The sequence below is a fragment of the Flavobacterium columnare NBRC 100251 = ATCC 23463 genome (assembly GCF_002530675.1).
Lineage (GTDB): Bacteria > Bacteroidota > Bacteroidia > Flavobacteriales > Flavobacteriaceae > Flavobacterium > Flavobacterium columnare.
This window is the reverse complement of sequence record NZ_PCMX01000008.1, coordinates 38,598-53,108: the sequence shown is the minus strand read 5'-3', so window position 1 is coordinate 53,108 and position 14,511 is coordinate 38,598. Positions and strand designations below refer to the sequence as shown.

The window sequence follows — 14,511 nt, the reverse complement described above, 5'->3', positions numbered from 1 at the left end:
TACTACTACAATTGAATTAACATTGCTGCAGTTTTTAGGGTTGTTCACTTCACAAATGGTGTAGTTAACGGTGTATGTTCCGGCAGGGGTATTAGCTGGTACGGATACTGTTCCGTTTGGATTTACGATTAGCCCAGAACCTACAGGAACTGTACTTGCTGTAATTTGAACATTACCAGGGGCTGTTCCTACTGTTACCAATGCTCCATTAAGTGTATCATTGGCCGTTAGTGGCGCTGTTGTTCCATTTACTGCACATATTTGATTATATACTGTTATAGCAGATGATGGAGGTGAAGTACAACCATTAGAATTAGTAACTGTGAAGGTATAAGTATTACCTGGATTTAGTCCTGTAAAATTTACACTAGTTCCAAAGCCATTTAAAGTGAGACCACTTGGCGATGTTATAATAGTCCATGGATCTGATGTTGGTAAACCATTTAAAATAACACTTCCTGTTGAAGTGATACAGTTTGGTTGTGTAATAGCTCCTGTTATAGGGGCTGATGGTGTTACTGGTTGTGTATTAATAGTAATAGTTGTAGCAGCTTGTGCAGTACAGGTGTTATCAGTAGTACTTCGTACTCGTAAGGTATAGGTAGCAGGATTTAATCCGCTAAATACGTTGCTGGCTTGATAACTTGTTCCGTTATTAATACTGTATTCTACATCCGTTTGTGTAGTAAAGGTAATGGTACCTGTTGATAGTGTACAAGTAGGTTGTAATGTTGTAGCTGTAGGGGGTGTAGGCGTTGCAGGTTGCGCATTGATAAGAACCTGTGCACTTACAGCAGAAGTACATCCCGCCGCATTGGTTTCCGTAAAAGTATAAGTACCCGCATTAGCAGTAACTACTCCCGTTGCCGAGATATTTAAAACCGCAGGATTGAAATTATAAACACTATTGGAATTATACCCCATAATTTGAAAACTACCCGTAGCAGTAGCACAAGTAGGATGGGTAACAGCCCCCGCTAATGGCGCATTAGGCGTTGCAGGTTGCGCATTGATAAGAACCTGTGCACTTACAGCAGAAGTACATCCATTAGAATTAGTGACAGTAAAAGTATAGGTGTTATTTCCTGTTAGTCCATTAAAAATTGCATTAGTTCCAGAACCTGTTATGCTAGTGCCACTAGGTGAAGCTGTAACAGTCCATGTGCCCGATGAAGGTAAATTATTAAAACTAACACTTCCTGTAGAAACATTGCAGCTAGGTTGTGTTATACTTGATATAATAGGAGCTGTTGGTAATGGGTTGACTATTACATTTGTTGAATCTGATATAGTACAGCCTCCAGGTGTTGTAACAACCAGTGTGTAGACACCATTATGGCTAGTATTACTATTTGCTATTATTGGGTTTTGTTGATTCGATGTAAAACCATTTGGTCCCGTCCAGTTATAATTAAGCATCCCTGAAATAGAAGTGAAGATTATAGGAGAACCAACGCAGGAAGTAAGAGGATTAGTAGTTAATGTTGTTTTTGTAATATTTACCCAGTGATCTTCAGCTTCTCCATCAGCAGCAAAACCAGAAGGAGGAAGATTTTGAGTAGTGGATAATCTTAATCTAGCATAATAACTGTTGCCAGAAGTGAGGCCACTAATTGGATTTAAAGGGACATTTATGTTTCCATTTGTGCCCGAAGGAATTGTAACATTCGTGTTTTCATTGTTGTCAAAAATACCATTTGAATTAGCATCTATCCATAAATTTAAATAAGCTAAACTGGCAGTGGTGTTTTTTACAAATACGGTTCCTGTACACGTAGACCAGTTAATATCTTGTATGCCATCTTCATCATCAATTCCAGTAATGTCATCTGTATTAGGTGTCGTGCCATTAGTTACGGGATTATAGTTGCTTTCAACATCTATATTAGTACCAAGAATCAAGTTTGGGCTTACAAAAGAACCTTTTTGTGTGTCTGATACGTTGGTTGTTGTGCTTAAGGTATTTAGACTAGGTGAGGTAAAAGTTCCTCCTTGGATAGAATTGTTTACTATATGAGTAGCTTTTCCGTATGAGTTAGGAGCATCAGAGTAATCTAGATCCTCTATAAAACCAATACCAAAATGTTGTCCGCCACCTCCTTTTACTTGAGCGTCTATATAGGGAACATCTTCAGCAATTAATAAGGCATCACCTCTACTATCTCCAGTTCCAGGATTGGTAACTTTAATGGTTCGTCCTGCATTTGATACGTCTAGTCGGATGGATGAGTTAGTCCAATTATCATTTTTTATATACTTATCTAAGTATCTTACGGTTCCTGATGGGACTGTAATTTGATAGAATTCGCTAGTACTAGCTAGTGTTTCTGTTCCTCCTATGACAAAGGCGGCCACATTACCCGATATGCCATTTGGATAATTGGCTGTTATGGTAATTCTGAAAGTAGAAGTACAAGCATTGCACCCGTTGTTTATACCCACAATGTTACCAGCTCCAGTATTTCCTCCAATATTTCCATAACCACTAGGAAAGTTGTTTCCAGAATAATCATAAGAATTACTGGATTTGGGAGTGCCTGTAACGTTTGATATTGTGGCTTGATAAAGGACACCCGCGGGAGAAGTGAAAGTTCTTGAGGATCCGTTAGTAATTAAATCACCTCCAGCGCCGTCTTTATTAAGATCCCAATTTAACCAAAAGATACGATCTTTATAAAGTCCACTACCTGTTGTAGCTTTACCTGCATCTGCAACTTGTGCAGATGCTACATCCGCGAAGAGATAGCTTAAAAATAGGTATAAAAAAATTATTTGTATTCGAAGATTGGGGGCTTTCATTTTTTTTAATATTTTATAGCGTAAAGTTAATAGTTTTTTTTAGCTTATTTTGTAGAAATAATTCTAGTTTATAACATTTTTCATAAAGATGAAATCCTATTTTTTTGATTTTAATAGAATTAGAGTTAATTGTATCTTTTCTCATTAATGAGAAAAGACTTTCTATATAATTAAAGTTAATTTAGATTTTTATACTTTTAAACTAAAATGTATCTTTGTCGCAATTTTTAAAATTTTTATTTTGAGTGCTACTCATAAAATATCTTTATCGTTAAAAACTTTTTTGTTTGATTTCAAAGAAATAACAAAAGCAGGTTTAGCTGTTAGTGTTGTTTTTTCTTCTCTGGCTGGTTTTATGTTAGGAGTTGATGAAATTAATCAGAATACAGTAATTACCCTTATTATGTTAACCATTGGTGGGTATTGTATGGTGGGTGCTTCAAATGCGTATAATCAGATTATTGAGAAAGATTTGGATGCTTTGATGGATCGTACTAAAAATAGACCTATTCCGTCGGGAAGAATGACAGTAAATAGAGCTTTTTTTATAGCAACTGTTTTAGCTGTTTTAGGGGTTGTTGTATTGTATAATATCAATGAGAAATCGGCCATGTTCGGGGCTATTTCTATTTTTTTGTATACGAGTGTATATACACCTATGAAGACTAAAACGCCTTTATCTGTTTTTGTAGGTGCTTTTCCTGGAGCAATTCCTTTTATGTTAGGGTGGGTTGCTGCTACTAATGAGTTTGGAATTGAGGCGGGTACATTGTTTTTGATTCAGTTTTTTTGGCAGTTCCCTCATTTTTGGTCTATAGGCTGGTTTTTGTTTGATGATTATAAAAAGGGAGGTTTTTTTATGTTACCAACGGGTAATCGAGATAAATCAACGGCTATGCAAACTATTTTGTATACAATTTGGTTGGTGGTGGCTTCTGTTTTGCCAAGTTTTGGTTATACAGGACAGTTGTATTTATCTAGTTTGTCAGCCGTATTGGTTTTAGGTATGGGGATTTGGATGTTATTGTATGCGGTTAAGTTGTATCAACAACAAACACCAAAAGCAGCCAAGAGTTTAATGTTAGTGAGTGTAACTTACATATCGCTATTACAAATAGTGTATGTTTTAGATAAATTTTTAAGATAATGGAAATTACTATACAAGAAGAAAGGCAAAAACAAGTTCGTTCATACAAGTTAATCTTGTTATTCGGGATGTTAAGTATGTTTATGATGTTTGCGGGGCTTACTAGTGCTTATTTAGTTAGTGCTTCTCGTAAAGACTGGGTGCATGATATGGTTTTGCCTCCTGCGTTTGTAATTAGCACAATTGTAATTGTTTTGAGTAGTATAACAATTCATTTGGCTAAGTTGGCGATACGTAAAGATAATCGTTCTAAGACTTCACTGTACTTAGGGTTAACTTTTGTTTTGGGTTTGATCTTTGTTTTTTTGCAATTTACAGGATTTAGTCAAATTATTGCAATGGGTTATTACTTTACAGGAAGCGAAAGTACAGTGACAACTTCATTCTTATATATGTTGACTTTGTTGCATTTAGTTCACCTTTTTGCAGGGATGATTTCTTTGTTAATTATAATTTATAATCATTATAAACAAAAGTATAATTCTACTCAAACCTCTGGAATAGAGCTAGGTGCGATGTTTTGGCACTTTTTAGATTTTCTTTGGGTATATTTGTTTCTATTTTTGTATTTCGTATAAAAAATAAAAAATGTAAATTTGACAACTTTTTAAAATGAATTCTATGGCAACGACAGTTACTACAAGTACTGAAGGTAAAGTTTGGGGCGGCGGAAACGAGCCTATGAAAGCAAGCTATGGTAAAATGATGATGTGGTTCTTCATCGTTTCGGATGCTTTAACTTTCTCTGGATTCCTTGCTTCTTACGGTTTTTCAAGATTTAAATTTATTGAAACTTGGCCTTTGGCCGATGAAGTGTTTACTCACTTCCCATTCATGCATGGAGTACCTGCTCCCATGTATTATGTAGCATTGATGACTTTTATCTTAATTTTTTCATCTGTAACTATGGTGTTAGCTGTTGATGCAGGGCACCAAATGAAAAAAGATAAAGTAGCAATCTATATGTTCCTTACTATTATCGGAGGTTTAATCTTCGTTGGTTCTCAAGCTTGGGAATGGAAGAATTTTATCAAAGGCGAGTATGGTGCTGTAGAAACCAAAGGAGGGTCAATTTTACAATTTGTTGATAAGAATGGTAAACGTGTAGCTTTGCATGAGTTTGCGTTACAGTTGCCAGAAGAAAGAACACAACATACAAGTAATCAAGGGTTGTGGTTTGTCGATGAGTCAGCATTGCCTTCTGTATCAGTTGCAGAAGTGGTAGAGGGGTTTAAGGCAAATCCTGATTTATTAATCCGTTCTGAAAAGGTTAATCCAGAAACAAAACAAAAAATCGTTTTAACTCGTGAGGAATCTTTAAAAAGATTGGAAGGAGCTAAATCAGTAGTTGAAGGAGCTAATTTAAAGCAAAATGAGTATGGAAATAAACTATTTGCTGATTTCTTTTTCTTCATTACAGGATTTCACGGTTTTCACGTACTTTCAGGTGTTGTTATTAATATTATCATCTTCTTTAATGTTCTTTTAGGTACTTATGAAAGAAGAGGGACTTATGAAATGGTTGAAAAAGTAGGTTTATACTGGCACTTTGTAGATTTAGTTTGGGTGTTTGTATTTACATTCTTCTACTTAGTATAATAAAAAAAGTAAGATTATGGGACACGCACACGAATCGAACGCGGGAAAAATTTGGAAAGTTTTTGGAATACTTTCTGTTATAACAATCATAGAAGTTGTTTTGGGTATTTATAAGCCTGATTCACTTTATTTTACAAATGTTTTAGGTACGAATTTACTTAATTGGATCTTCATTATCTTAACTGTAGCTAAAGCATACGGGATTATGTGGTCGTTTATGCACCTTGAAGGAGAAGTTTCTTCTTTACGATGGTCTATAGTAGCGCCATTAGTATTCTTAATAATATATTTAGTTTTTATCTTATTAGTTGAGGCTGATTATGTATTTGAGGTGTTCAAAAATTCAACTATAAAGTGGAATTTTTAACAACATATTAATTCATAAAGAATCCCGATTTAGATCGGGATTTTTTTATTTTTGTATCCTCACAAAATTCTTTATTATGAAGAAAAAAATAATACTTATAATCTTGTTGGTTTTGCCAATTGTTATTTATTTGATTTTTGCCTCGGCTACTCATAACCAACTGTTTTTACCTACTATCTCAAAGCGTAATCTTGATTTGCCTAAACAATGGAAATCTTTAGATAAAGAACCTGTAACATTAAGAGATAAAATAACAGTTATGGGATTTTTAGGAAGCGATATTAAGAGCATTCAAGGCAATGTATTTAATTTTAACCAAAAAATTTATGATAAATACGTTGGATTTAAAGACTTTCAAGTTGTTTTTTTGGTGGTTGATGGGAACCAAAATCAAATAAAAGAATTGCTTGAAAAATTAAAAGGATTTACCGAAAATATGTCCGGTTATCATATCGTTTTTGCTTCTAAGCCTGAAATTCAAACTTATTATGATTCTTTCAAACTAAAAGGAAAACTTTCAGATGATTGTGCTACTTCCGAAGTGTTTATTTTAGATAAAGATATTAATCATAGAGGACGTATAGGTAAGAATAAAGAAGGGGTAGAAGAATATAAAGAAAGTTATAACACTACTTCAGCTGCTGATTTGCATAACGAAATGACAGATGATATAAAAATACTTTTGAGAGAATATCGTTTGGCTTTAAAACGAAATAAGAATAAAGAAAATTTTCGTTTACATGATAAAAAATAATATTATAACATCAGTTAACTATGAAAAACAAATCATACATAGGAGTTAGTTTTGTTGTTTTAGTTTTTGGGATTATTTTTATTCCAAAAATTATTAAGCGAATTAAAGAAGGAGAAATTGTAAAAAGTGATCGCTTGAGTACGATAGTTGATCAAGGAGTTGGTAAAAGTGATTTGTTTACCGTAGGTTCTGCACCTAAGTTTTCTTTGGTTAATCAAGAAGGAAAAACAATTTCAAACGAAACCTATAAAAAGAAAGTTTTTGTTGTAGAATTTTTCTTTACTACTTGTCCTACTATTTGTCCTATTATGAATCGTAATATGAAATTGATACAGGATAGTTTTGCTTCCAATGCTAATTTTGGCATTGCATCTATTACCATTAATCCTGATACAGATACCCAAAAAGTTTTGAAAGATCATGCGGAAAGTATGAACTTAAAAGGAATGAATTGGCATTTTTTAACAGGGAATCAAGAAAAGATATACAATTTAGCTCAAAAAGGATTTAATTTATATGTAGGGCAAAATAAGAAAGTAAGTGGAGGTTTTGAACATTCAGGTATGTTTGCTTTAATAGATAAGGAAGGAAATATACGCTGTCGTAAAGATAACTATGGCAATCCGATAGTATACTATGATGGATTAAAACCCGAAGGAATCAAACAAATCAAGCAAGATATATCAAAATTATTAGCAGAATAAATATTGAATAGTTTTTAATAGCAGTAATAGTTTTTAATTTCAATAGAAAAATAGTATGGGAAATAATCTAGAAAAAAAGTATAGTGTAGGGATTGCCATTTTGTCGGTTGCTATTCCTCTAGTAGTCGCCTTGTTGTTTAAAGTTAAATTGAAAGATTTTGGGTTTCATGTAGAACCTTTAACCTTTTTGCCTCCTATTTATGCAACAATAAACGGTTTAACAGCTATTCTTTTGGTTTGGGCTGTAGTATCTATTAAAAAAGGGAATATAAGTTTACATGAGCGATTAATAAAATTAGCAATAGCTTGTTCTGTAGCTTTTTTAGGAATGTATGTAGCCTATCACATGACTGCGGAGTCAACACCCTATGGAGGAGTTGGAATCATGAGATCAATCTACTTTTTTATTTTAATTACGCATATTGCGCTTTCAATAGCGATTATTCCAATTGTTTTGATAACATACGTAAGGGCATTAACTGGAAGTTTTGATCGTCATAAACTAATTGCTAAGTGGGCATTTCCTTTATGGCTTTATGTCGCAGTAACAGGTGTTATCGTATATTTAATGATTTCTCCATATTATGTTAGTTAGAACAAAAAGTAGAAATATAAGAATGAAAAATATTTTATTCTTTATAGCTCATGTTTTATTTCCTATAACCTTTAAAGCACAATGCGCAATGTGTCGTGCATCCTTAGAAAGTACAGGAGATGTGGCACAAGGAGAAGCAATAAATGACGGTATTGTTTACCTAATGGCAATTCCTTATATTTTGGTTGGTTTGGCAGGTTATTATGTTTATAAAATGTATAAAAAAAAGGAGAGTTAGTTGAAAACTAACTCTCCTTTTAAAAAACTATTTACTGTAAACCATTTACTTCCACCTTCAAATTACCTGTAATGGTTAAAAATCCTAAAATAGATTCGTTAGTAAGTTGTACTTTGTCAAAATCAATGTGTGTTAGTTTTCCGTTGATGTAGACACCTTGTATAGGAGAATAGTTATTCATATATTGAATGATATTTTTTTTGCCTTCTTCTAAATTGGTAGCAATAGAATATCTACAATTGGTTTTTAGTTTCTGAAGAATAGCACTTTGAAAGAGCCAATTAGCTGTTTTTATCAATTTATTTTTAGTTTCTAAAGCGTAATCTAAATCGTCAAAATAAAATTCTTTTTTTTCCGTGTCATATTTAGGAAAGCCAGATAAATAGATACGACCATTTAGACTGCCTAAAAGATCAAGAGCAATAATCATTTTCCCTTGTTTATGCCAAATGGCAACATTTTGAATGCTAATTTTTCGATTTCCAGAACTAAATTCTTTTCCTCTAAAATTAGTGTTTATTAATCTAGAAGCATCATGATAGGTAGATTGCACAACCAGAGATGCTGTTATTTTATTAGGTAATTCTTGTGTGGTTTTAAATACGAGTTTGTTTTTTTCAAATGTATTTTGAGGTTTTTGTCCAACCAAAGATTCTATTTGACATTTTAGCCCCACATTCAGGTTGATTTTGTTTTCTTTTAGTAGAGCTTGAGTGGAGTGAATTTCTTGTGGATTGATACGCAACCATGTTTCATAGTTTTTGTTCATTTCTAGAGGTTCACTTGCTTTTTGCATTAGTTCTGTAATTTGTTTTTTAAAATTTAATGATTTGCTAATAGCATCATCTAAACTTTTTTCTATTTTGTTCTTAAAATACTTTAATGTAGGATTAATTAAGTAGGTTATTTTTACATCTTTGCCTGCTATACTTACTGTTGGGCTTTCATTCCACTCAATATTTTGTAGTTGTGTTTCGGTAATTACTTGCCAATTTTCTAGATTAACGTTGCTGAGTAAACGTACCGTTGCATTTAGATTAAATTCGCGCGTATCATAAAGATCAATTCCTAATAAAGAAGTTCCGTATTTTACTTTTGCCCAAATTTTTAGAGGAACAATAGTTTGTAATTTTTGATCCTTTTCATTCATGGTAAGTGGTGTATTCTTCCAGATTTTAACCATGATTTTATCATCTTCTAAATTATTATCTTCATAAATTAAACCAGTTAAGGCTTTGTTGGTTTGATTTTCTATATCTTTTACTGTTAGTTGTATGGGAAAATTTATGTAGGATAAATGAGTAGGATAACTTACAGGTAAAGCTTTGTCTGGTTCGGGTTGCATCAATTCTATTTTTTGGGTTGAGGAACAGCTATTTAATACGATACTGGTAGTTATAATAAAAAAGGAATAGTATAGTTTTTTCATGTGATAATGATTTTGTCACAAAAGTAAAATTATTTTTAAACTGATTGTAACAAAGACCTTGTTTGATAGTCTAATCTTTTATACTAAAAAATGGAAGAAACTAAAACAATGAAAAAGACATCCCACATACTTATCTTTTTAATATTCATAGGGTTTGGAACTAAGGGACAAGAGAAGAAGTGGACTTTAAAGGAATGTGTTAACCACGCATTGGTAAACAATATAGTTATACAACAATCTTCTCTAGATGCAGAGATAGCAGTAGTAAATAAAAAAATGGCATTTGCTAGGTTTTTACCTTCTATTAGTGGAACTGTATCCCATTCTTGGAATATTGGCTTGAATCAGAATATAACTACAGGTTTGTTAGAAAATCAAACCACACAATTTACCTCCGCGGGGATAACATTTGGTATAGATATTTACAAAGGATTACAAAATCAAAATCAATTAAGAAAGGCAAATCTCTCAAAAATAGCATCAGAATATCAGTTGACTAAGATAAAAGAAGATATTTCTCTAAATGTTATAAATGCCTATTTGCAAGTTTTATTTAATAAAGAAAGTTTAAAAGTACAACAAGAACAGTTGATATTTAGCACAGAACAAAAAAAGAAAACAACGGAGTTAGTAAACGCTGGTGTAGTTCCTAAAGGCGATCTATTAGATATAAATGCTACAATTGCAACAAATACTCAAAGGGTCGTTAGTGCAGAAAATGCGGTATTAATTTCAAAATTAAGTTTGGCTCAGTTACTACAATTGAAAGAATACGATACTTTTGATATTGCCGATACTGAAGTTGAAGCCAAATTAAGTGCAGTCTTGGCAGAAACGCCCAATGTTATTGTTAATAAAGCAAAACAGACTCGTGTAGAACTAAAATTGGCACAAACAAATTTAGAAATTGCTCAAAAAGATATTGATATAGCAAAAGGAGCCTATCAACCCAACCTACAAGGGTATTATAATTTAAATACGCGGGTTTCTTATGCAAAAATGATTAAAGGATTTGAAATAGATTCACAAAATCCAATTAAAAAAATAGGTTTTGTACAATCAACAGGTGATTTAGTTTCCTCTGTTAATACAGTTCCTGTATTGGGAGAAGCTAGCCCCTTTTTTCAACAAATAAATGACAACAAAGGACACAGTTTTGGATTGCAATTAAGTATTCCAATTTTTAACGGTTTTGCTGTAAAAAATAATGTAAATCGCTCTAAAATTATTTTTCAAAAATCTAAATTAGCCCTAGAACAACAAATGTTGGATCTTGAGCGTACAGTTTATACCGCTTATACAGATACGAGAGGAGCCCAAAAAGCGTATGAAGCAGCGTTGGTTGTTTTACAAGCAAGGCAAAAAGCAGTTGATTATGCAAAAGAACGATATGAGGTAGGATTGATGAACGTTTTTGATTACAACCAATCGCAAACCCAATTAAGCAATGCAGAATCCGAGGTATTGCGTACAAAATATGATTATATTTTTAGAACCAAGATTTTAGAATTTTATTTTGGAATCCCAATTTTTTAAATTCTATAAATTAAGAATTAAATATACTTATATAAAGATTTTTTTCTTTGATGTTAAATACTAAACCAATGAAAACAAAAACTAAATACATACTCATTACTTGCGTTATATTTCTAATAATAGGATTAATAGGCTTGAAAAAAAAAGGAATATTAGGGAATACTACCTCTGTTGTTGAAGTAGACTGGCAAGAAGTTAGGCAACGAACTATTATAGAAACCGTTTCAGCTACAGGTAAAATTCAGCCCGAAACGGAAGTGAAAATTTCATCTGAAATTTCAGGCGAAATTATAGAACTACCTGTTCAAGAAGGACAAATGGTTCGAAAAGGTGATTTGTTGGCTAAGGTTAATCCGCAATTGTATTTACAAGGAGTAAATCGTACACAAGCAGGACTTTCTAATACCAAAGCTAATTTATCACAGGTAGAGGCACAATACAAAGAAGCTAAAGCAAGTTATGAACGGAATAAAAAATTATATGATAAAGGAATTATCTCAGGTGCTGAGTGGGATAAATCTTTGGCCGTTTTTGAAAGTGCAAAAGCAGCAAGACAAGCTGCTTATTTTAATGTAGAAAGTGCTACAGCCACTGTTAATGAATCGCGTGAAAGTTTACGAAAATCAACCATTTATGCCCCTATGTCTGGTACTGTATCTAAACTAGCTGTTGAGCTAGGTGAACGCGTATTAGGAACACAACAAATGACAGGGACAGAATTAATGCGTGTGGCTAATCTCGATAATATGGAGGTAGAAGTAGATGTTAATGAAAACGATATAGTAAAAATTGAAATAGGAGATCAGGCGAATGTTCAAGTGGATGCCTACCTTAAAAAAATGTTTAAAGGAATTGTAACAAGTATTTCTAACTCCGCTAACTTAACCACTTCAGCAGATCAAGTAACTAATTTTAAGGTGAAAGTTAGAATACTAAAAGAATCGTATGCAGAATTAACAAAAGGGAAACCTACAAATTATGCTCCTTTTCGACCAGGTATGACAGCTACAGTGGATATTATTACGACTCAAAAAGAAAAAGTCGTGGCAGTTCCCATCAGTGCTGTAGTTATGCGTACAGATACAACATCTTCAAGAAAAGTATATTTAGAAAATGATGAAGGAGAGTTTGATTCAAAAGAAAATGAACCAATTAAAGAAGGAAAACGATATGAGTGTGTGTTTGTTAAAAAAGAGGATAAAGTGCGTTTGAAAGTAATAACTACAGGAGTTCAAGATGATAACTATATAGAAGTCCTTTCTGGATTAAAAAAAGGAGAAACAATCATTACAGGGCCTTATACGACAGTGACAAAAGAATTAAATCCAGGGGATAAAGTAAAAAAACGTTCTAAAGATAAAGAACCTAAATAAATTGGATAAAGAAGAATAAAAAAATCATAAAAAAGTTTGTTGTTTGACAGGGTTGAGTCATTTTTTTAAATGAATCAATCCTGTTTTTTATGATTATTGTACTTTTGTGGTATATATAATTATCTATGACTTATATTTTACATTTAGAAACGGCTACTCGTAATTGTTCCGTAGCCTTAGCTAAAGAGGGAGGCCTGGTTGCAGTTCGTGAAATAGCAGAATTGGGATATACCCACGCGGAAAAATTGCATATCTTTATAAAAGAGGTTTTAAATGAAGCTCAGATAGAACCCAAGGATTTGGGGGCAATAGCCGTTAGCCAAGGACCTGGTTCGTATACAGGTTTAAGAATTGGAGTGTCTGCTGCTAAAGGCTTGTGCTATGCTTTAAGTATTCCGCTAATTGCGGTGGATACTTTAGAGGTTCTAGCTAGACAAATAAAAGTATCCGAAGGATTTATTATTCCTATGATAGATGCTAGGCGTATGGAATGTTATACAGCTATTTTTTCTGTAGATTATACACTACAACGAAAAGTTGAATCTCAAATTATTGAGGCGAATACATTTTTTGAGTTTCAGGAAAAGATACATTTGTTAGGAGACGGTGCTTCTAAGTGTAAAGAGGTACTCAATACAACCCAATTTGTTTACCATGATCAGGCCATTTTCCCCTCTTCTAAAGAGATGATAGAAATTGCTCATCAAAAGTTCTTAAAAAAGGATTTTGTAGATGTAGCCTATTTTGAACCTTTTTATCTAAAAGAATTTATGTTAAATACAAAATAATAAGAATCCATAAAGTTTAGACCTTTGTGTGTTTATTTTAGAAAGTCTAAACTTGTATGAATTTTACGGTTGCTATAAGTTATTCAAAATTATTGATTATAAAGTGAATTTAGTAAATCTGATTTTACAGCTACAGCATCGCTATTTTGTGTCCAAACACGAATTAAAAGACTAAATGTTTCGGGTTCTATCGTAGCAATGAAAATCTCTGGTTTTGGATCTTTTAAAATTAAGGGATGATTTTGAACCAATGTGTCTAATTTAGATTTTGTATTTTTAATGTTTTTATCTATTGAAAAGTTAAAAGTAAAATCATTTCTTAATGTGTTTTTTTGCGAATGATTTTTTATTTTACCATTCGAAAGCATACCATTTGGGATATAAACTACTTGATTATTTCCCGTTGTTAATTTAGTAGAAAAAATATGAATATCTTCTACTTTGCCAATTTCTCCTTGAACTTCTATTTTGTCTCCAACTTTAAAAGGTTTGAACAAGATAATTAAAATACCACCGGAAAAATTAGCAAGAGATCCTTGCAGTGATAAGCCTATAGCTAATCCGGCAGCTCCTAAAATAGCAACAAAAGAAGAAGTTTCTACACCTAGTTTTGAGATAACAGCTATAAAAACGAGACCTCTTATAGTCCAATAAATTAAATCTTCTAAGAATTCAACTAATGTGATTTCTATATTACGGTTAATCAGTATTTTTTTTGTCGTTTTTGTAATAAACTTAGAAAGCCATATCCCAACAATAAAAATTAAGGCAGCCGTTAATATGTTAATTGCGTAGGTAATAGCGTGTTCTTTTACAGTTTCTAAAGTGTTTATATTAATCATTGTAAGCGTATTTGATAACAAATTTATTTTTTTACATAAAAGATAAGAAAGAAAAACTAAAAAATATTTGCGAAAATACTAAAAATCATTAGCATCTATTTGGGTTAAAAATAAAAAAAAACACCTCGAAAGAAGTGTTTTGTTTTAAAGATGTTTTGTTCTAAAGTAGAATGAGTAGAAGTGGTCTAAAAAAAGTTAATTCAATATTTGCTTTGTTGCTTCAATGATAAAAGTAGGTAATGTGATTTTTATACTTAATAAAAATGCGCCATTGCAATCTTTTTCGACACGCTCATTCATGTTTTGTTTTGAGTATAAGCAAGATGATTTTTGTATTGTT

The 14,511-nt window shown here is 32.5% G+C and carries 14 protein-coding genes; 11 read left to right on the top strand and 3 right to left on the bottom strand.

Annotation, left to right across the window (positions count from 1 at the left end; translation table 11 throughout):
* Nucleotides 1-2,799, bottom strand: a 2,799-nt coding sequence (locus B0A78_RS01695; RefSeq protein ID WP_133065778.1) for a beta strand repeat-containing protein, incomplete at its 3' end; no start/stop codon positions are given.
* A gap of 241 nt (nucleotides 2,800-3,040) precedes the next feature.
* On the opposite strand from B0A78_RS01695, the gene cyoE reads away from it, so the two are divergent.
* The 8 genes from cyoE (at nucleotide 3,041) to B0A78_RS01655 (ending at nucleotide 8,203) form a co-directional block, all read left to right on the top strand.
* A complete protein-coding gene (cyoE, locus tag B0A78_RS01690; RefSeq protein WP_014165032.1) occupies nucleotides 3,041-3,946 on the top strand; it encodes a heme o synthase in 906 nt (301 codons plus the stop codon).
* Nucleotides 3,946-4,524 carry a cytochrome c oxidase subunit 3 gene (locus tag B0A78_RS01685; protein ID WP_014165031.1) on the top strand — a complete coding sequence of 193 codons (579 nt, stop codon included), beginning with the start codon at nucleotides 3,946-3,948 and terminating at the stop codon, nucleotides 4,522-4,524. The genes cyoE and B0A78_RS01685 overlap by 1 nt, the downstream gene beginning before the upstream one ends.
* A gap of 43 nt (nucleotides 4,525-4,567) precedes the next feature.
* Entirely contained in the window at nucleotides 4,568-5,545 is a 978-nt protein-coding gene (locus B0A78_RS01680; protein WP_014165030.1) for a cytochrome c oxidase subunit 3, read from the top strand.
* A 16-nt stretch (nucleotides 5,546-5,561) separates the two neighbouring features.
* Entirely contained in the window at nucleotides 5,562-5,912 is a 351-nt protein-coding gene (locus B0A78_RS01675; protein WP_014165029.1) for a cytochrome C oxidase subunit IV family protein, read from the top strand.
* 76 nt (nucleotides 5,913-5,988) lie between these two features.
* The gene (locus B0A78_RS01670; RefSeq protein ID WP_014165028.1) at nucleotides 5,989-6,666 is read left to right on the top strand and encodes a hypothetical protein; all 678 of its coding nucleotides are present in this window, start codon (nucleotides 5,989-5,991) and stop codon (nucleotides 6,664-6,666) included.
* 20 nt (nucleotides 6,667-6,686) lie between these two features.
* Nucleotides 6,687-7,370, top strand: coding sequence for an SCO family protein (locus tag B0A78_RS01665; RefSeq protein ID WP_014165027.1), 684 nt, complete (start codon nucleotides 6,687-6,689; stop codon nucleotides 7,368-7,370).
* Nucleotides 7,371-7,425: 55 nt separating this feature from the next.
* Nucleotides 7,426-7,965, top strand: coding sequence for a DUF420 domain-containing protein (locus B0A78_RS01660; RefSeq protein WP_014165026.1), 540 nt, complete (start codon nucleotides 7,426-7,428; stop codon nucleotides 7,963-7,965).
* Between the two features lie 22 nt (nucleotides 7,966-7,987).
* A complete protein-coding gene (locus B0A78_RS01655) occupies nucleotides 7,988-8,203 on the top strand; it encodes a hypothetical protein (RefSeq protein ID WP_162470278.1) in 216 nt (71 codons plus the stop codon).
* A 31-nt stretch (nucleotides 8,204-8,234) separates the two neighbouring features.
* Here the strand turns inward: B0A78_RS01655 and B0A78_RS01650 are convergent, their stop codons facing one another.
* Entirely contained in the window at nucleotides 8,235-9,632 is a 1,398-nt protein-coding gene (locus B0A78_RS01650) for a DUF4403 family protein (protein WP_014165024.1), read from the bottom strand.
* Between the two features lie 90 nt (nucleotides 9,633-9,722).
* Between B0A78_RS01650 and B0A78_RS01645 the strand changes: the two genes are divergently transcribed.
* The 3 genes from B0A78_RS01645 to tsaB all read left to right on the top strand — a co-directional run bounded on the left by B0A78_RS01645 (nucleotide 9,723) and on the right by tsaB (nucleotide 13,329).
* The gene (locus B0A78_RS01645; RefSeq protein WP_077225663.1) at nucleotides 9,723-11,168 is read left to right on the top strand and encodes a TolC family protein; all 1,446 of its coding nucleotides are present in this window, start codon (nucleotides 9,723-9,725) and stop codon (nucleotides 11,166-11,168) included.
* 68 nt (nucleotides 11,169-11,236) lie between these two features.
* Entirely contained in the window at nucleotides 11,237-12,541 is a 1,305-nt protein-coding gene (locus B0A78_RS01640; RefSeq protein ID WP_041253190.1) for an efflux RND transporter periplasmic adaptor subunit, read from the top strand.
* Nucleotides 12,542-12,666: 125 nt separating this feature from the next.
* Nucleotides 12,667-13,329 carry a tRNA (adenosine(37)-N6)-threonylcarbamoyltransferase complex dimerization subunit type 1 TsaB gene (tsaB, locus tag B0A78_RS01635; protein ID WP_014165021.1) on the top strand — a complete coding sequence of 221 codons (663 nt, stop codon included), beginning with the start codon at nucleotides 12,667-12,669 and terminating at the stop codon, nucleotides 13,327-13,329.
* 89 nt (nucleotides 13,330-13,418) lie between these two features.
* Here the strand turns inward: tsaB and B0A78_RS01630 are convergent, their stop codons facing one another.
* Nucleotides 13,419-14,171, bottom strand: a complete 753-nt coding sequence (locus B0A78_RS01630; RefSeq protein WP_014165020.1) for a mechanosensitive ion channel family protein — start codon at nucleotides 14,169-14,171, stop codon at nucleotides 13,419-13,421.
* Nucleotides 14,172-14,511: the final 340 nt, after the last annotated feature.